This window comes from Pseudomonas sp. 3JA (assembly GCF_036961705.1).
GTDB classification, from domain to species: Bacteria; Pseudomonadota; Gammaproteobacteria; order Pseudomonadales; family Pseudomonadaceae; genus Aquipseudomonas; species Aquipseudomonas fluorescens_Q.
On the sequence record NZ_JBAMDJ010000048.1, the window covers coordinates 12,900 to 33,722 of the forward strand.

2 protein-coding genes (1 of these 2 cut by a window edge) are annotated in these 20,823 nt (G+C 64.8%); both read left to right on the top strand.

Annotated elements, in window-relative coordinates:
• On the top strand, positions 1–12,447 hold the full coding sequence (locus V7773_RS26535) for a non-ribosomal peptide synthase/polyketide synthase (protein WP_336076102.1): 12,447 nt from the start codon (positions 1–3) through the stop codon (positions 12,445–12,447).
• On the top strand, positions 12,447–20,823 hold the 5' portion of the coding sequence (locus tag V7773_RS26540; protein ID WP_336076103.1) for a non-ribosomal peptide synthase/polyketide synthase. It continues 5,159 nt past the right edge of the window; the window shows 8,377 of its 13,536 coding nt (coding positions 1–8,377); the start codon lies at positions 12,447–12,449; its stop codon lies beyond the right edge, outside the window. Before V7773_RS26535 ends, V7773_RS26540 begins: the two co-directional genes overlap by 1 nt.

The following is a 20,823-nucleotide window of genomic DNA, read 5'->3' on the forward strand; positions in this document are numbered from 1 at the left end:
ATGAATGCTGAAGACGCCTTGAAACTTGCTCGCCGGTTTATCGGGTTGCCCCTGGACAAGCGCCGGATGTTCCTCGCGGCGCTGGCCAAGGAGGGCGTGGAGTTCAGCGGTTTTCCCATCCCCCAGGGCGTCGAGGCCGAGGATCGCCAGGCCTTGTCCTATGCCCAGCAGCGCATGTGGTTCCTTTGGCAACTGGAGCCGGACAGTGGCGCCTACAACCTGCCCGGGGCGGTGCGGCTTAGCGGTGTGTTGAGCCTGCCGGCCCTGGAGCAAGCCTTCGCCAGTCTGGTGGCGCGGCATGAAACCCTGCGCACGGTGTTCCAGCGCCAGGCCGACGACCGTCTCCTGCAGGTGCCGGCCAGCGCGCCACTGGTGATCGACCACGCGGACTTCAGTGCCATGCCGGCCGACGAGCGCGAGCAGGCGGTTCGCCTGGCCGCCGAGGCCCAGTCGATGCGGCCCTTCGACCTGGCCTGCGGCCCGTTGCTACGGGTCGAATTGCTCAAGCTCGATGAGCAGGAGCACGTGCTGCTGCTGACCCTGCACCACATCGTTTCCGATGGCTGGTCCATGAACGTGTTGATCGATGAGTTCATCCGTTTCTACGACGCCCATGAGGCAGGCGTTGCACCGCAGTTGGCCGACTTGCCCATCCAGTACAGCGACTACGCCCTGTGGCAACGGCGTTGGCTGGAGGCCGGCGAGCTGCAGCGGCAACTCGATTACTGGCAAGCGCAACTGGGCGACGAGCATCCGGTGTTGGAGCTGCCCCTCGACTACCCACGCCCGATGCTGCCGAGCTATCGCGGTCGTCGCCTGGAACAGGTGGTGGAGGCCGAGCTGGTCGAGCAACTGCGCGGCGTAGCCCGGCAACAGGGGGTGACCTTGTTCATGCTGTTGCTGGGTACCTTCAGTGTCCTGCTGCACCGTTACACCGGACAAGACGACCTGCGGGTCGGGGTTCCGGTCGCCAACCGCAACCGCCAGGAAATCGAAGGGCTGATCGGTTTCTTCGTCAACACCCAGGTGTTGCGGGTGCAAGTGGATGGCCAGGCCCGCCTTGGCGACCTGTTGCGTGACGTCAAGGAAACCGCCCTCGGCGCCCAGGCCCACCAGGACCTGCCCTTCGAACGACTGGTCGAGGCGCTGAAGCTTGAGCGCAGCCTGAGCTACAACCCATTGTTCCAGGTGATGTACAACCACCAGCCGGAGGTGGCCGACGTCACCACGCTGAAAGTCGGCAGCGGTCTGGAGCTGGGTGTCATCGAGTGGGAATCGCGCAGCACCCAGTTCGACTTGAGCCTGGACACCTACGAAAAGGGCGGCCAATTGCATGCCGCGTTCACCTACGCCAGTGATTTGTTCAACCCCGAAACCATCGAGCGCATGGCGCGGCACTGGACGCTGCTGTTGCGCAACATCGTCGCCGACCCACAGCAGCGGGTCGGCGAACTCGCGTTGCTGGCGCCGGCTGAATACCGGCAGTTGGTGACTGAGTGGGGGCGCCACGACACGACCTGGCCGAGCGAGCGCCCGGTGCACGAACTGTTCGAGGCGCAAGCTGAACACGGCCCGGACGCCATCGCCTTGATCTGCGATGGACAACGATTGACCTATGGCCAGCTCAACGCCCGATCCAATCGCCTGGCGCGCACGTTGGTGGCGGCGGGTGTCGGTCCTGATGTGCTGGTGGGCATTGCCGTCGACCGCAGCCTGGAACTGGTGATCGCCATTCTTGCCGTGCTCAAGGCCGGTGGTGCGTACGTGCCGCTGGACCCTCAGTACCCGGTTGATCGCCTGCGGTTCATGATTCAAGACAGCGCCAGTCGCCTGCTCCTGACCCAAAGCCATTGGCTTGAACGCCTGCCTGTGCCCGAGGGCGTGCGTTGCTTGTGCCTGGATCAGAGCCCGTCTTGGGAAGACACTGAGCCCGGCAATTTGCAACGCCAGGTGTGGGCCGACAGCCTGGCCTACGTCATGTTCACCTCCGGCTCGACCGGGCGCCCGAAAGGCGTCGGCATCAGCCACGGCGCGCTGAGCAAGCATGCGTTCGCCTCGCAGCACTATTACGGCTTGAGCAGTGCCGACTGCGTGCTGCAATTCGCCACGTTCAACTTCGATGCCTTTGGCGAGCAACTGTTCGGGCCGCTGACCTGCGGCGCCTCGGTGCTGCTGCGTGGCAACGAGGTGTGGGACAGCGAAACCCTGTACCGCCACATCGTCGAGCAGGGCATCACGGTCATGGACCTGACCACCGCCTACTGGAACATGATCGCCAAGGAGTTCGCCGCTGCCGGCCCGCGTGACTATGCCGCGCTGCGCCAGGTGCACAGCGGTGGCGAGGCGATGCCGCCCGAAGGCGTGCAGGCCTGGCGCCGGGCCGGGCTTGAGCGGGTCAAGCTGCTCAACACCTACGGCCCGACCGAAGCCACGGTCACCGCCACCACCCTTGATTGCAGCGATTACGTCTTCAATCGCCGGCCGCTGCCGCTGACGTTGCCCATTGGTCAACCGCTTCCAGGCCGGCATACCTATCTGCTCGATGGGCACCTTGAGCCCACGCCGGTGGGCGTGGTCGGCGAGCTGCTGATTGGCGGCGAGCTGCTGGCGCGCGGTTACTTCCAGCGTCCGGGTTTGACCGCCGAACGGTTCATTCCCGATCCGTTTTCCACCACCGGCGCGCGCCTGTATCGCACCGGCGACCTGACACGTTTCAACACCTTGGGCCAGATCGAATACGTCGGGCGCGTTGATCATCAAGTAAAGATCCGCGGTTTGCGCATCGAGCTGGGCGAAGTCGAAGCACGCCTGCTGGAACTGGACGCGGTAAACGCAGCCGTCGTGCTGGCGGTGCAGGGTGGCAGCAGCCTGCAACTGGTGGGCTACGTGGTGCCCCAGGATGCATCGCTGGTGTCGGCCTCGGCCGAGGTGCGGGGCGCGGCGCGGGACACCCTGAAGGCGCAGCTCAAGGATCACCTGCCGGATTACATGGTGCCCACGCAATTGCTGTTCCTGGCGCAATTGCCGCTGAGCCCCAACGGTAAGCTCGACCGCAAGGCCTTGCCTTCAGCCGATGCCAGCCAGCTGCAGCAAGCCTTCATCGCGCCCCGCAGTGAGCTGGAACGAGGCATCGCGGCCATTTGGCAGGACGTGCTCAAGCTTGAACAGGTCGGCCTGACCGACAACTTTTTCGAGCTGGGCGGCGACTCGATCATCTCGATCCAGGTGGTCAGCCGTTCGCGACAGGCGGGGATCCATTTCACCCCCCGTGACCTGTTCCAGCATCAAACCATACAAGGCCTGGCGAGCGTCGCGCAGCAGGGCGGCAGTGGCCTGCAGATCGATCAAGGGCCGGTCAGCGGCGAGCTGCCGTTGCTGCCCATCCAGCAGGTGTTTTTCGAGGACACCATTGCCCAGCGCCACCACTGGAACCAGGCCGTCTTGTTGCGCAGCCATCTGCCGTTGCAGGCACCGGCGCTGCTCCAGGCGCTCAACGCACTGCTGGCGCATCACGATGCCCTGCGTTCACGCTTTACCGAAACCCCGATGGGCTGGCGTGCCGACGTGGCGCCGATTGCGATCGACCCCGAGCTGCTGTGGACCGCGGACAACCTGAGCGCCGCTGAGCTGCAAGACCTCTGTGCCAAGGCCCAGCGCAGCCTCGACCTGCAAAAGGGCCCGCTGCTGCGTGGGGTACTGGCGAACATGGCCGATGGCAGCCAGCGTCTGTTATTGGCCGTGCACCACCTGGCCGTGGACGGCGTGTCGTGGCGCATCCTGCTCGAAGACCTGCAACGGGCTTATCAACAGGCCAGTGCCGGAGCCACCCTCCGGTTGCCGGCCAAGACCAGCGCCTACAAGGCCTGGGGCGAACATCTGCAGGCCTACGCGAGCACTGAAACGCTGCGCGCCGAATTGACCTTCTGGCAGCAACAACTGCAAGGCGCCATGATGGATCTGCCCTGGGACAATCCCCAAGGCAGCCGGCAAAGCCGATACGCAAAAGTGCTGCACAGCCGACTCGACAAAACCCTCACCCAGCAACTGCTGCAACAGGCCCCCGCGGCGTATCGCACCCAGGTCAACGACCTGCTGCTGACCGCCCTGGCGCGGGTGATCTGCCGCTGGACCGGGCATGCCGACACCCTGATCCAACTGGAAGGCCATGGCCGCGAAGAGCTGTTCAGCGACGTCGATCTGACCCGTACGGTCGGCTGGTTCACCAGCCTGTTCCCGGTGCGCCTGACCCCGGCCGACCGCGTGGGCGCCGCGATCAAGCAGATCAAGGAACAGCTGCGGGCGATCCCGAACAAGGGCATTGGTTTTGGTGTGCTGCGCTACCTGGGCGACGACGCGGCACAAGCCTGTCTCAAGGCCTTGCCATTGCCGTGCATCACCTTCAATTACCTCGGCCAGTTCGACGGCAGTTTCGATGCCAGCGAGGGCGCGCTGTTCAGCCCTGCGGGCGAAAGCGCCGGGCTCGAGCAGAGCCTCGATGCGCCGCTGGACAACGGGCTGGGCGTCGAGGGTCAGGTCTATGACGGCGAGCTTGATTTGCGTTGGACGTTCAGCAGTGAGCAATTCAACGAGGCGACCATCGCCCGTCTAGCCGATGACTATGCCCGCGAACTGGAAGCGCTGATCGACCATTGTTGCCTGGCCGATGCCATGGGCGTCACGCCGTCGGATTTCCCGCTGGCGCGTATCACCCAGGCGCAGTTGGACGCGATCCCAGTGCCGGCTGCCGCTATCGAGGACATCTACCCACTGTCGCCGATGCAGCAAGGCATGCTGTTCCACACCTTGTACGAGCAGGGCACCGGCACCTACATCAACCAACTGTGCGTGGATGTCGATGGCCTCGACCCCGAGCGTTTCCGCGCCGCGTGGCAGGCGACCATGGACGCCCATGAGATCCTGCGCAGCGGCTTCATCTGGCAGGGTGAGTTGCAGGAGCAGTTGCAGATCATCCATCGCCGCCTGGCGCTGCCTTACACCCTGCTCGATTGGCGCGGGCGCCATGATGTCGCCCAGGCCCTCAAGGATTTCACCGCCGCCGACCTGGCCAAGGGGTTCGACCTGACTCAGGCCGGACTGCTGCGGGTCACGCTGATTCAGCTGAGCGATGAGCGTCATCACCTGATTTTCACCAACCATCACATCCTGATGGACGGCTGGAGCAGCGCGCAGATGCTTGGCGAAGTGCTGCAACGCTACGCCGGTCAACAGCCGCCGCGTCCGGTCAGCCGCTACGCCGATTACATCCAATGGTTGCAGCGCCAGGACACAGCCCTCAGCGAAACGTTCTGGCTGGGGCAACTGGCCGATCTCCAGGAGCCGACGCTGCTCGCAAACGCCGCCGCGGCGAGTGCTGAAGTGCGCAGCGAAAGCGCTCACGCGCTCAGGCATTACACGCTGGATGCGCCGCGCACGGGCCGTCTCAACGCATTCGCCCGCCAGCAGAAAGTCACCGTCAACACCTTGGTGCAAGCGGCGTGGCTGCTGCTGTTGCAGCGTTACACGGGTAGCGACTGCGTGGCGTTCGGCACCACCGTGGCCGGGCGACCGGCAGAACTGGTTGGCATCGAACAACAGGTCGGCCTGTTCATCAACACCTTGCCAGTGATCGCAGGCTCGCGTCCGGACCAGACGGTCGCTGCCTGGTTGGCCGCCGTGCAAGCCCGGAACCTGAGCTTGCGCGAGTTCGAGCACACACCGCTGGCAAACATCCAGCGCTGGGCCGGGCAGGGCGGGGGAGCGCTGTTCGACAGCCTGCTGGTGTTCGAAAACTTCCCGATCTCCGCGGCGTTGCAACGTGGCACCGCCCAAGGCGTGGTGTTCGGCGAAGTCGCCAACCAGGATCAGACGCATTACCCGCTGACCCTGGGCGTGACCTTGGGCGAGACGCTGGCGCTGCACATGAGTTTTGACCAGGCGCATTTCAGCGTCGCGACCATCGAGCGCTTGAGTGCGCAATTGCTGCACCTGCTGGAACGGTTTGCCGAATCCGCCGAGCGTCGCCTCGGCGAGATCGCCCTGGCCAACGATGAGGAACACCGGGCGCAACAGGCTGCCAACTACCCGCAACCGTACCCGACCGACATCGCCGTGCATCAGCGCATCGCCCATCTGGCGGCGCTGAAACCGCACAGCACCGCGGTGATCTTCGATGGACAACGTTTCAGCTACGGCGACATCGACCGTCGGGCCAACCAACTGGCTCATGCACTGGTCGCCCGTGGCGTGGGCCCGGAAACCCGCGTCGGCGTGGCCCTGCCGCGCAGCGAAGGGGTGATCGTCGCGCTGCTGGCGGTGCTCAAGGCCGGCGCTGCCTACGTGCCGCTGGACACCAGCTACCCTCGTGAACGCCTGGCGTACCTGATCGAGGATTCGGGGCTGGCGCTGTTGCTCACCGATTCTCGCGTGTCGGCGCAGTTGCCCCTGGAACGTGCCGCACAGGTGCTGGAACTCGACCGTCTGGATCTGAGCCAGCAGCCAGTGGAAACCCCGTCCATTCAGGTCGATCCACAGAACCTGGCGTACGTGATCTACACCTCCGGCTCCACCGGCAATCCCAAGGGGGTGAGCGTGGCCCATGGGCCGCTGGCGATGCACTGCCAGGCCATCGGCGAGCGCTATGAAATGCAGGGCAGTGATTGCGAATTCCATTTCATGTCCTTCGCCTTCGACGGTGCCCACGAACGCTGGCTCACCAGCCTGACCCACGGCGCCTCGCTGCTGATTCGCGACGACAGCCTGTGGACCCCGGAGCAAACCTACGACGCGATGCGCGAGCATGGCGTGACCGTGGTGGCGTTCCCGCCGGTGTACCTGCAACAACTGGCCGAACACGCCGAGCGCGAAGGCAACCCGCCCAGGGTGCGCATCTATTGCTTCGGCGGCGATGCGGTGCCCAACGCCAGTTTCGAACGGGTCAAGCGCGCCCTCGATCCGGACTTCATCATCAACGGCTACGGCCCGACCGAAACCGTGGTCACGCCGCTGATCTGGAAGGCCGGCCGTGACGTGACGTGCGGCGCCGCGTATGCGCCCATCGGCAGCCGCATCGGCGACCGCAGCGCCTACGTGCTGGATGCTGACTTGAACCTGCTGCCCCAAGGCGTGGCCGGCGAGTTGTACCTGGGCGGCAGCGGCCTGGCCCGGGGTTACCTGAACCGCCCGGGGCTGACGGCCGAGCGCTTTGTCGCTGATCCGTTCAGCGCGGAAGGCGGCTTGCTGTACCGCACCGGCGACCTGGTGCGCCAACGCGCCGACGGCACTTTCGATTACCTGGACCGTATCGACAACCAAGTGAAGATCCGCGGTTTCCGCATCGAACTGGGCGAAGTCGAGGCCAGCCTGCAAGCCCTGGATGGCGTGCGCGAAACGGTCGTCGTGGCCCAGGAAGGCCCGGCTGGCAGTGGCAAGCGTCTGGTGGCCTATGTGGTGGCCGATGCGTCGGCGGCCCCGCGTGAGGCGTTCGCCGAGCACCTGCGCGAACAGCTCAAGGCGACCCTGCCAGCGCACATGGTCCCGGCCTATCTGCTGCTGCTTGAACGCTTGCCGCTGACCCCCAACGGCAAGCTCGACCGCAAGAACCTGCCCAAGCCCGACGTCAGCCAATTGCAGCAAACCTACGTGGCGCCGCGCAGCCCGCTGGAGCTGCAACTGGCGGCCATCTGGCAGGACGTGCTCAAGCTTGGGCAAGTCGGCCTGCAGGACAACTTCTTCGAACTGGGCGGCGATTCCATCGTCTCGATCCAGGTGGTCAGTCGCGCCCGCCAGGTCGGTATCCAATTCACGCCGAAGGATCTGTTCCAGCACCAGACCATCGAGGCCCTGGCCGCCGTGGTCCAGACGGGCGCGCCGCTGCAACCGATCGACCAGCAACCCGTGACCGGCGAAACCGCACTGCTGCCGATCCATCAATGGTTCTTCGCCCAACCGATCCCGGACCGTCATCACTGGAACCAATCGGTGATGCTCAAGCCGACGCAAGCGCTGGATGCACAGGCGCTGGAGCAGGCCTTGGGCGCGCTGATCGAGCACCACGACAGCTTGCGCCTGGACTTTATCGAGCAGGGCGAAGGCTGGACCGCGCGTTACCGTGACGTCGAGGCGCAGGCCGCTGGCACGCTACTGTGGCAGGCCAACGTTGCTGATCTCGCCGAGCTGGAAGTGCTGGGCAACCGGGCCCAGCGCAGCCTGCAACTGGATGGCGGGCCGCTGCTTCGCGGGCTGCTGGCGAACCTCGCCGACGGCACGCAGCGGCTGCTGCTGATCGTGCATCACCTGGTGGTGGACGGGGTGTCCTGGCGGATTCTGTTCGAAGACCTGCAAAGCGCTTATCGGCAGATACTCGCGGGCGCAGCGCTGCAACTGCCGGCCAAGACCAGCGCGGTTAAAGCCTGGACCGCCGCATTGCAGGACTACGCTGCCAGCGCACCCTTGCAGGCTGAGCTGGGCTTTTGGCAGCAACAGTTGCAAGGCGCCTCGGCGGGGTTGCCTTGGGATAATCCTCAGGGTGGGCAGCAACACGGCCAAGCCGTGACGATTCGCACGGCACTCGATAAAACCCTCACCCGGCAACTGTTGCAACAAGCCCCGGCGGCGTATCGCACCCAGATCAACGACCTGCTACTGACCGCGCTGGCGCGGGTGATGGTGCGCTGGACTGGGGACGACAGCGTGTGGGTGCAACTCGAAGGCCACGGTCGCGAAGATCTGTTCGACCACGTCGACCTGAGCCGTACCGTCGGCTGGTTCACCAGCCTGTTCCCCGCGAAGCTGACCCCGGCTGCTGATCTCGGCGTCTCGCTGAAGCAGATCAAGGAACAACTGCGCGCCATCCCCAACAAAGGCATTGGCTTCGGCGCCTTGGCGCACCTGGCCGATGACTCTGCGCGCCAGACCCTGCAAGCCTTGCCGAAACCGCAACTGACCTTCAACTACCTCGGCCAGTTCGACGGCAGTTTCGATGGGGCCGACGAGGCCTTGTTCGTGCCAACCACCGAGCGCGGCGGCGAAGAAGTGAATCTGCACGGCCCGCTGGGCAGCCCGCTGGCCCTCGACGGCCAAGTGTTTGGCGGCGAGCTGGACTTGAGCTGGACCTTCAGTGGCGACAAGTTCAACGTCGCGACCATCCAGCGCCTGGCCGACGACTATGTACAGGAGCTCACTGCGCTCATCGCCCATTGCTGCGACAGCACTAGCGGTGGCGTGACGCCGTCGGATTTCCCCCTGGCGCGGCTGACCCAGGCGCAACTGGACATACTGGTGCAACAGCCCCAGGCCATCGACGACATCTACCCGCTGTCACCGATGCAGCAGGGCATGCTGTTTCATTCCTTGCTCGGCCAGGGCAGTGGCGACTACATCAACCAGATGCGCCTCGACGTCGAGGGCCTCGACCCGCAACGTTTCCGCGCCGCCTGGCAAGCCGTGGTCGATGCCCATGACATCCTGCGCAGCGGCTTCTTCTGGCAGGGCGACCTGGCGCAGCCGGTGCAGATCGTGCAGCGGCAGGTCGAGGTGCCGTTCCGTGTGCTCGACTGGAGCGGGCGCACTGATATTGATGGCTCCCTGCAAGCCCTGGCCGATGCAGAACGTGCCCAAGGCGTGGACCTGACCCGGGCGCCGCTGATGCGCCTGGTGCTGGTACGCACCGGCACCGACCGTCATCACCTGATCTACACCAACCATCACATCCTGATGGACGGCTGGAGCAGCGCGCAGTTGCTCGGTGAAGTCTTGCAGCATTACCGGGGTGACAGCGTGGCCCGTCCGGCCGGGCGCTATCGCGACTACATTGCCTGGCTGCAACGCCAGGACGAGGCCACCAGCGAAGCGTTCTGGACGCCTGCGCTGCAACGCCTGGAGACGCCGACGCGCCTGGCCGACGTTATGGCGAAGCCGGCAGAGGCCCTGGCCGGTTACGGCGATCATGTCCAGGTGCTGGACGAAGCGCTGACCCGACGCCTGGAAGCCTTTGCCCGTGCCTCGAAAGTCACCGTCAACACCTTGGTGCAGGCAGCGTGGCTGCTGCTGTTGCAGCGTTACACCGGTCGAGACACGGTGGCCTTCGGTGCGACGGTCGCCGGTCGCCCGGCGGATTTGCCCGGCATCGAGCAGCAGATCGGCCTGTTCATCAACACCTTGCCGGTGATCGCCAGCCCGCGGGCCGAACAGTCCCTGGACAGTTGGTTGCAAGCGGTGCAAGGGCAGAACCTGGCGCTGCGGGAGTTCGAGCACACCGCGTTGCTGGACATCCAGCGTTGGGCCGGGCAGGGCGGTGAAACCCTGTTCGACAGCCTGCTGGTGTTCGAGAACTACCCGATTGCCCAAGCCTTGGAGCAAGGCGCGCCAGACGGCCTGCGCTTCGGCCCGGTGGCCACCCAGGAGCAGACCAATTACCCGTTGACGCTGTTGGTGGGCCTTGATCGGCAGCTGTCAGTGCACATGAGCTACCAGCGGGCCAGTTTTGAGCCCGCCACCGTGGCGCGACTGGCGGCGCACCTGGCGCAACTGTTGGGGCAGATGAGCGCCCATGGCGAACGCTGCCTGGGTGAACTGTCGATGCTTGAGTTTGATGAGCATCAGCGCCTGACCCATGACTGGAACCCGGTGGACGCCCCGTTCGAGCAAGCGCTGTGCATTCACCAGCTGATCGCTCGTCAGGTCGAAGCCACGCCAGATGCCCTGGCGGTGACTTTCGCCAACACGCGCCTGAGCTACCGCGAACTGGACGGTCGCGCCAATCGCCTGGCCCATAGACTCATCGCGCTGGGGGTGGGCCCGGAAGTGCGGGTAGGCGTGGCAATGCCGCGCTCCGAGCAGTTGCTGATCGCCTTGCTGGCGGTGCTCAAGGCCGGTGGCGCCTACGTCCCGCTGGACCCGGACTATCCGGCCGAACGTGTGGCCTACATGCTCGACGACAGCCGTGCGCGGGTGCTGCTGACCGAGCACGCGGTGGCGGCGACGCTGACCGTTGCGGCCGAGACCGTTGTGTTGGTGCTGGATCAACTCGACCTGACGCACTACCCGCTGAGCGCACCCCACACCCAGGTCATGCCAGACAACCTCGCCTACGTGATCTACACCTCTGGCTCCACCGGCCAGCCCAAGGGCGTGGCGATTGCCCATCGCAACGTGCTGGCGCTGATCGACTGGTCGAAATCGGTCTACAGCCGCGACGATATCCAAGGCGTGCTCGCATCGACTTCCGTGTGTTTCGACTTGTCGGTGTGGGAGCTGTTCGTGACTCTGGCCAATGGCGGCTCGCTGATCATCGCTCGTAACGCGTTGGAGTTGCCGCACCTGCCGGCCCGGGATCAGGTGCGCCTGGTCAACACCGTGCCGTCGGCCATTGGTGCGTTGCAGCGCAGCGGTGAAATCCCGGCCAGCGTGCGCATCATCAACCTGGCCGGTGAGCCGTTGAAGCAGAGCCTGGTGGAGGCGCTGTACCAGTGTGGGAGCAAGCACGTCTACGACCTCTACGGCCCATCGGAAGACACCACCTATTCCACCTGGACCCGCCGCACTTCCGGCGGCACGGCAAACATCGGCCGACCCCTCAAGCACACCGCCAGCTACCTGCTGGACAGTGACTTGCAAGCGGTGCCCCAAGGCGTCTCGGCCGAGCTGTACCTGAGCGGCGCGGGCATCACCCGTGGCTACCTCGGCCGTGCCGCGATGACCGCCGAGAAGTACGTGCCCAACCCGTTTTCCAGCAACGGCGAGCGCTTGTATCGCACTGGCGACCTGAGCCGTTATCGCGTCGATGGCGTGCTCGAATATCAGGGCCGGATCGACCATCAGGTGAAGATCCGCGGCTTCCGTATCGAGCTGGGGGAAATCGAAGCGCGGCTGCTGCAACAACCCGAGGTGCGTGAGGTGGCCGTCCTGGCCCAGGACGCGGCGGGTGGCCAGCAACTGGTGGCCTACGTGGTCGCCCCAGCGCTGAACCTGGACGCCACCGAAGCGCAGCGAGCCCTGCGCGATCAGCTCAAGGCCGGTCTCAGGGAACACTTGCCCGACTACATGATTCCGGCCCATCTGCTGTTCCTCGATCAACTGCCGCTGACCCCCAACGGCAAGCTCGACCGCAAGGCCTTGCCGGCCCCGGAGACCGGCTTGCTGCAAACCGGTTATGTCGCGCCGGCCAGTGAACTCGAGCAGCAGGTCGCGGCGATCTGGGCCCAGGTGCTCACGGTGGAACGCGTGGGTTTGAACGATCACTTCTTCGAGCTGGGCGGCCATTCGCTGCTGGCGGTCAATGCCGTCTCGCGTCTGGCCCTCGAATTGGGGCTGAGCCTGACCCCGCAACTGATTTTCCAGCACCCCGTCCTGAGGGACTTTGTCGCGCAACTGGACATCGGGGACGGGCCAATCAACGAACAGAAACTGAACAAGCTGGAAGCCCTGCTTGATGAAATGGAGGAAGTCTGATGGATAAGAGTGTTGCTTTGAGGATTGCCAAGCGCTTTATCACTCTGCCGCTGGACAAACGCCGGCTGTACCTGGAAAAAATGCTTGAAGAAGGCGTCTCGCCGGCCAACCTGCCGATCCCCGAGGTGCGCTCCGGGTTTGAACACATCGCGCTGTCCTATGCCCAGGAACGCCAGTGGTTCCTGTGGCAGATGGACCCGCACAGCTCGGCCTATCACATCCCCAGTGCCCTGCGCCTCAAGGGGCCGTTGGACGTGGCCGCCCTGGAGCGCAGCTTCAACGCCCTGGTCGAGCGCCACGAGAGCTTGCGCACCACTTTCATCGAGCATGGCGAGCAGGCCGTGCAGGTCATCCACCCGCACATGCCGCTGCGTATTGCGGTCCACGCGTTGCCCGCCGGTTCGCCGGCCAGCCAGGACGACAGCATCAAGGCCTTCGTCGAGGCGCAAAGCGCGCGCCCATTCGATCTGCGCCAGGGGCCGCTGCTGCGGGTTTCACTGTTGCAAATCGCCGAAGACGACCATGTGCTGGCGCTGATCCAGCACCACATCATCTCCGATGGCTGGTCGATGCAGGTGCTGGTGGATGAGCTGGTCCGCCATTACGCTGCGGACACTGCCGGCCAGCCACTGGCGCTCCCGGAGCTGACCGTGCAGTACGCCGACTACGCCATCTGGCAGCGCCACTGGCTCGAGGCCGGTGAGCGCGAGCGGCAACTGGCCTATTGGCGCCAGACCCTGGGTGGCGAACAACCAGTTTTAGAGCTGCCCCTCGATCACCCACGCCCACCCGTGCAGAGTTTTCGCGGTGCGCGCCTGGACCTGAACCTGTCGCCGGGACTGGGCACGGCGCTCAAACAATTGGCCCAGCGTGAAGGGGCCAGTCTGTTCATGGTGCTGCTGGCGTCGTTCCAGGCCTTGCTGCACCGCTACAGTGGCCAGCCGCAGATCCGCGTCGGCGTGCCCGTGGCCAACCGCAACCGGGTCGAGACCGAGGGCCTGATCGGCTTTTTCGTCAACACCCAGGTGCTCAGCGCCGATGTCGATGGACATCTGCCGTTCGATCGTTTGCTCCATCAGGTCAAGCAGGCGGCCATGGCCGCCCAGGCTCATCAGGACTTGCCCTTCGAGCAGTTGATCGAAGCCCTGCAACCGGAACGCAGCCTGAGCCACAGCCCGATCTTCCAGGTCATGTTCAACCACCAGACGGCCGGCGATACCCAGGACCGGCAGTTGCAGCTGCCACAGCTGAGCATCGAGGACCTGGTGTGGGAAGGGCGCACCGCCCAGTTCGACCTGACCCTGGGCACCTATGAAACCGAGCAGGGCCTGGCCGCCGAGCTGACCTACGCCACCGACCTTTTCGAAGCGCAGACCATCGAACGCCTGGCCCATCACTGGCAGAACCTGCTGCAAGGCATTGTCGAGACGCCGCAACAACGTATCGGTGAGTTGCCGTTGCTTGACGCCGCCCAGCAGCGCCTGACGCAGCAAGACTGGTACCGCGTGGCCGACCACGGTGCCGGAACCGGATGCGTGCACTGGCGCATCGCCGAACAAGCGCGCCAGACCCCCGACGCGCTGGCGCTGACCATCGATGGACAGACCCTGACCCATGGGCAACTGGACGCGCGCGCCAACCAGCTCGCCCACCGCTTGATGGCCCTGGGCGTGACGCCTGACCAGCCAGTGGGCATCGCGGTGGAGCGCAGCGTCGAGATGATCGTCGGCCTGCTGGCGATCCTCAAGGCCGGTGGCGCCTACGTGCCCCTGGACCCGGCGTATCCCGAGGATCGCCTGGCCTACATGATCGAGGACAGCGGCATCGAATTGCTGTTGACCCAGGCCCGTTTGCAGGCGCTGCTGCCGATTCCGGCCACCCTGCAGACCCTGTTGCTGGACCAGCCCGACGCCGCGCTGCAGGCCGCACCGCGCAGCTGTCCGGTGGTGCCACTGAGCGCAGAGCATCTGGCCTACGTCATCTACACCTCCGGTTCCACCGGCAAACCCAAGGGCGTGATGGTGCGTCATGGCGCGCTGAGCAATTTCGTCGCCAGCATGATCGCCCAGCCGGGGCTTGCGGCCAGCGACCGCATGCTCTCGTTGACGACGTTTTCCTTCGACATTTTTGGCCTGGAAATCTACGGGCCGTTGTCGGCCGGGGCCAGCATCGTGCTGACCGGCCAGAACGTCCACCAGGATCCGCAAGCGGTGCTGGCGCTGATCGAGCGCCATGACGTGACCGTATTGCAAGCCACGCCTTCGAGCTGGCGCATGCTGCTGGATCACGAGCAGTCTGCGCTGCTGGCCGGGCGCACGTTCCTGTGTGGCGGCGAGGCGTTGCCCCTGGAACTGGCGCAACGCTTGTTGGCCCTTTCGCCGAAGGTCTGGAACCTCTACGGCCCGACCGAAACCACGATCTGGTCGGCGGTGCACCCCTTGAGCCTGGAAAGCAGCCGCCCATTCCTGGGCAAACCCCTGGACAACACCGCGCTGTACATCGTCGGCAGCGACCTGACGCTCAACCCACCCGGTGCGCCGGGTGAGCTGTTGATTGGCGGTGAAGGCCTGGCCCGCGGCTATTTCCAACGCCCGGCCCTGACCGCTGAACGCTTCGTGCCCGATCCGTTTTCCAGCACGGGCGAGCGGTTGTACCGCACCGGCGACTTGACCCGTTATCGGGCCGAAGGCGTGGTCGAGTACATCGGTCGTATCGACCATCAAGTGAAGATCCGTGGCTTGCGGATCGAACTGGGGGAAATCGAAGCGGCGTTGCTGGCCCAGGCGAGTGTGCGTGAAACCGTAGTGGTGGCCCATGAAGGCCCGACCGGGGCGCAACTGGTGGGCTACGTGGTGCCGGCCACGGCTGAAGTGCTGGACGCCGAAGCCGAGGCCGCGTTGCGCGCCTCGCTGAAAACCGCGCTCAAGGCGCAGTTGCCCGAGTACATGGTTCCGGCGCACCTCTTGTTCCTGGCGCAACTGCCGCTGACGCCCAACGGCAAGGTCGATCGCAAGGCGTTGCCGGCCCCGGATGCCAGCGAATTGCAACGTGCCTACGTGGCGCCCCGCAGCCAGCGCGAGCAGCAAGTGGCGCAGATCTGGCAGGAGGTCCTCAAGCTTGAGCGTGTCGGGCTGCACGACAACTTTTTCGAGTTGGGCGGACACTCGTTGCTGGTGACCCAAGTGGTCTCGCGGGTTCGTCGGCTGCTGGACATCGAGGTGCCGCTGCGCAGCCTGTTCGAATACAGCACGTTGCAGGATTTTGTCGCGGCCCTCGACGCCGGGTCGGGCGTACAGCCCCAGGCCATGGCCGCCGTGGCGCGGGATAAGCCACTGCCGCTGTCGTTTGCCCAGGAGCGCCAGTGGTTCCTGTGGAAAATGGACCCGGACAGTGCCGCCTACAACATTCCCACGGCGCTGCGATTGCGCGGCACCCTGGACAAAATCGCCCTGCGCCGCAGCTTTGAAGCGCTGGTGCAACGGCATGAAAGCTTACGCACCGTGTTCGTGGAGGACGATGGGCGCACCTGCCAGGTGATTCGCCCGCAAGGGCAAGTCAGTTTTATCGAGCAACGCTTGACCGGGGCGGATGAGGCCAGCATTCAGGCCTTCCTCGAAGAGCAGACACAACGCCCGTTCGACCTCTTGAACGATGCGCTGCTGCGCGTGGCATTGCTGGAACTGGGTGAGCAGGACCACGTCCTGGCGCTGACCCTGCACCACATCGTTTCCGACGCCTGGTCGTTGCAGGTGATGGTCGACGACCTGATGAGCCTGTATTCGGCGTTCGCCCAGGGGCTGCCCGCGCAGTTACCCGTGCTGGAAATACAGTACGCCGACTATGCCGTCTGGCAGCGCCAATGGATGGCCGCCGGCGAACAGGATCGGCAACTGGCCTACTGGACCGCGCAACTGGGCAGCGAGCAACCCCTGCTGGAACTGCCCACCGACCATCCGCGCCCGGCCCAGCAAAGCCTGCGCGGGGCGCGGCTGCCGATTGTGCTGGATCCTGCGTTGAGCGATGCCCTCAAGGCCCTGGCCCGACGGGAAAACGTCACGCTGTTCGTGTTGTTGCTCGGTTCTTTCCAGGCGTTGCTGCACCGCTACAGCGGCCAGGCCGACATCCGCGTCGGGGTGCCGATTGCCAACCGTCAACGCCTGGAAACCGAACGGTTGATCGGTTTCTTCGTCAATACCCAGGTGCTGCGCGCCGAGTTCCACAGCGATCTGACCGGTGCCGATTTGCTGCAACAACTCAAGCAGACGGCCATGGCGGCGCAGATGCATCAGGACCTGCCGTTCGAGCAATTGGTCGATGCCTTGCAGCCCCAGCGTAACCTGAGCCACAGCCCGTTGTTCCAGGCCATGTTCAACCACCGCAACGAAACCGCCTCGGTCTTTGACGACGCATTGCCGGGCCTGGCGGTCGAACCCCTTGGCTGGGCGCAGCGCACCGCCCAGTTCGACCTGAGCCTGGAGACCACCGACAGCCCGCAGGGCCTGCACGCCGCGTTGATCTACGCGACGGACCTGTTCGAGCCGGCCACTCTGGAGCGCATGGGCCAGCATTGGCTCAACCTGTTGCACGGCTTGGTGCAGGACCTGCATCGCCCGGTTGCGCAGTGGACGTTGCTGGACGCTGTCGAGCGTCGGCGCCTGCTCGTCGACTGGAATGCGACGGCGGTTACGTACCCCCTCGATCGCAGTGTCCAGGGGTTGATCGAAGAACAGGTACGCCGGACGCCGGATGCCCCGGCGCTGGTGTTTGGCGAGCAACGCCTGAGCTACGGCGAGCTCAACGCCCGGGCCAATCGCCTGGCTCACACCTTGATCAAGCATGGCGTCGGCCCGGATGTGTTGGTGGGCATCGCCGTGGAACGTTCGGTGGAAATGGTCCTGGGGCTGTTGGCGATTCTCAAGGCCGGCGGTGCCTATGTGCCGCTGGACCCGGAATACCCCCGGGATCGACTGGCCTACATGTTCGAGGACAGCGGCATTGGTTTGCTGCTGACCCAGCAGCATTTGCTCGATCAGTTGCCGATTCCGCAGGGGATCGACAGCCTGGTGCTGGACCTGCCTGATGGCGGGGTGTACGCAGGTTGCGACACAAATCCGGACGTGGTGGTCGACGGCGAGAACCTGGCTTACGTGATCTACACCTCCGGTTCCACCGGCAAGCCCAAGGGCGCGGGCAACCGGCATTCGGCACTGGTCAACCGGCTGTGCTGGATGCAGCAGGCCTACGGGCTCGATGCCACCGACAGCGTGCTGCAAAAAACGCCGTTCAGTTTCGACGTGTCGGTGTGGGAGTTCTTCTGGCCGCTGCTGACCGGCGCGACCCTGGTGGTGGCCGCGCCGGGCGTGCATCGCGACCCGACGCAACTGATCGAGTTGATCACCGCACAGCGCATCACCACGCTGCACTTCGTGCCATCGATGTTGCAGGCTTTTGTGCAAGACCCCCACGTGGCCGAATGCACCCGCCTCAAACGCATCGTTTGCAGCGGTGAAGCCCTGCCGGTGGATGCCCAGCAGCAGGTGTTCGCCAAACTGCCGAACGCCGGCCTGTACAACCTCTATGGCCCGACCGAGGCGGCCATCGACGTGACTCATTGGACCTGTGTCGAGGAAGGTCGCGACAGCGTGCCGATCGGCCAGCCGATCGCCAACCTGGGCACCTACATCCTGGACGATGAGCTTTCGCCGGTTCCGGTGGGCGTGATCGGCGAACTGTACCTGGCGGGCGAGGGACTGGCCCGTGGATACCACCGCCGCGCCGCGCTGACGGCCGAGCGGTTCGTGACCGGCCCCTTTGGTCACGGCCAGCGGCTGTACCGCACTGGCGACCTGGCGCGCTACCGCACCAACGGTGTGATCGAATACGCCGGGCGCATGGACCATCAGGTGAAAATCCGAGGCCTGCGCATCGAACTGGGGGAAATCGAAGCGCGCCTGGCCGAGCACGATGACGTGCGCGAAACCGTGGTGATCGCCCAGGGCGGTAGCCTGCTGGTGGCCTACGTGGTGCCGACACGCGCTGAATTACTGAGCGCCGAAGAGGCCGTGCGCCAGGCACTGCAAGGCCGTCTCAAGGTGCACTTGAGCCAGTGCTTGCCCGACTACATGGTGCCGCAGCACTGGTTGTGGCTGGAAAAAATGCCGGTCAGCCCCAACGGCAAATTGGAGCGCAAGGCGCTGCCCCCAGCCGATCTCAGCGCCAGCCCCAAGGCTTACGTCGCAGCGCATACCGCCATGGAACAGGCACTGGCCGGTATCTGGCAAAGCGTGCTCGGGCAAGCGCAAGTGGGTGTCAGCGACAACTTCTTCGAACTGGGGGGCGATTCGATCATCTCCATCCAGGTGGTCAGCCGGGCCCGTCAGGCCGGGATCCATTTCAGCCCCAAGGATTTGTTCGTCCACCAGACCATCCAAGGCCTCGCCAGCGTGGCCACCCTGGATGACAGCCGCCCCGGCATCGACCAGGGCCCGGTGACGGGGAACGCGGTGTTGCTGCCGTTCCAGCAGTTGTTTTTCGAACAGGACATGGCCGAGCCTCACCACTGGAACCAGTCGGTACTGCTCAAGGGCTTGCGACCGATCCACGGCGGGCACCTGGAGCAGGCGCTCCAGGCCTTGGTGACCCACCACGATGCCTTGCGCCTGGCCTTCAAACGCGAAAATGGCAGCTGGACCGGGCACCATCAAACCCTCGCCGAGCAGCAGGCGGCTTGGCAACGTTCACCCCTGTTATGGACCGCCGAAGTGGCCGATGCCCCGGCGCTCGAACGCTTGGCCGAACAAGCCCAGCGCAGCCTTGAACTGGAAAGCGGCACGTTGTCGCGCGGGGTATTGGCAAACCTCGCCGACGGCAGTCAACGGCTGTTGCTGGTGATTCATCACTTGGTGGTGGACGGTGTGTCCTGGCGCATTCTGCTGGAAGACCTGCAACAGGTTTACCAGCAGTTGCAAGCCGGCCAGCCCCTGAAACTGCCGGCCAAGACCAGTGCCACGCAGGCCTGGGCGCAACGCTTGAAGCTGCACGCCGACAGTGCGGCGTTGCAGGTGCAGATGGCTTACTGGCAAGCGCAACTGGAGGGCGCTCGTCACGATCTGCCTTGCGACCGTCCTCAGGGCGAATTGCGCAGGTGCGATGGGATGCAGGTTCAGACGCGACTGGACAAAGACCAGACCCGCCGGCTCTTGCAGCAAGCGCCAGCGGCCTATCGAACCCAGGTCAACGATTTGCTGTTGACGGCCCTGGCCCGGGTCATAGGTCGATGGACCGCAGAGGCCTCGACCTTGATTCAACTGGAAGGCCATGGCCGTGAGGCGCTGTTCGATGATGTGGACCTGAGCCGCAGCGTCGGCTGGTTCACCAGTCTGTTCCCGGTGCGTTTGACACCGGCAGCGACCGCTGGGGAATCGATCAAGGCCATCAAGGAGCAGTTGCGGGCGATCCCCGACAAAGGCCTCGGATTCGGTGTGTTGCGCTACCTGGGCGACGAGCAGACGCGGCGTACCCTTGAGGCGCTGCCGAAGCCGCGGATCACCTTCAACTACCTGGGCCAGTTCGACAGCGGTTTTGCCGAGGAGGCCGACGGGCTGTTCAGCCCGGCCAGTGAAGCGGCAGGCGAGCCACAGAGCCCCCTGGCGCCGCTGGACAACTGGTTGACGCTCAACGGCAGTGTCTACGCGGGCGAGCTGAGCATCGACTGGACATTCAGCGCGCAGATGTTCGACGCCTCGACGATCCAGGTGCTGGCCGTGGATTACGGTCAAGAGTTGCAGGCGCTGATCGAGCACTGCTGCCAGGCGCAGCACCAGGGCTTCACACCGTCGGACTTCCCCCTGGCCGGGTTGACCCAGGCGCAACTGGACGCCTTGGCGCTGGCGCCGCGACAGGTCGAGGACATCTATCCGTTGTCGCCCATGCAGCAGGGCATGTTGTTCCACACGTTGCTTGAGCAACAGGCCGGCAACTACATCAATCAGTTGCGGGTAGATGTCGAAGGCTTGGACGTCGAGCGCTTCCGCCAGGCCTGGCAGGCGGCCATGGACGCCCATGACGTGCTGCGCAGCAGTTTTGTCTGGGAAGGCGAATTCAAGCGCGCCTTGCAGGTGGTGCACAAACGCTTGGACGTTGCGTTCGTGTCCCATGACTGGCGCGCCAGGACGGACCTGGCCCAGGACCTTGAAACCCTTGCATCGGCACAGCGCCAGGGCTTTGCACTGGATGCGGCGCCGTTGCTGCGACTGGTGGTGGCGCGCGTGGCGGAGGATCGCTATCACTTGATCTACACCAGCCATCACATCCTGATGGATGGCTGGAGCAACTCGCAGTTGCTCGGCGAAGTGCTGCAACGCTACAGCGGCCAGG

Coding starts and splice junctions, on each gene's coding strand:
- V7773_RS26535 (WP_336076102.1), top strand. CDS start 1: ATGAATGCTGAAGACGCCTTGAAACTTGCTCGCCGGTTTATCGGGTTG.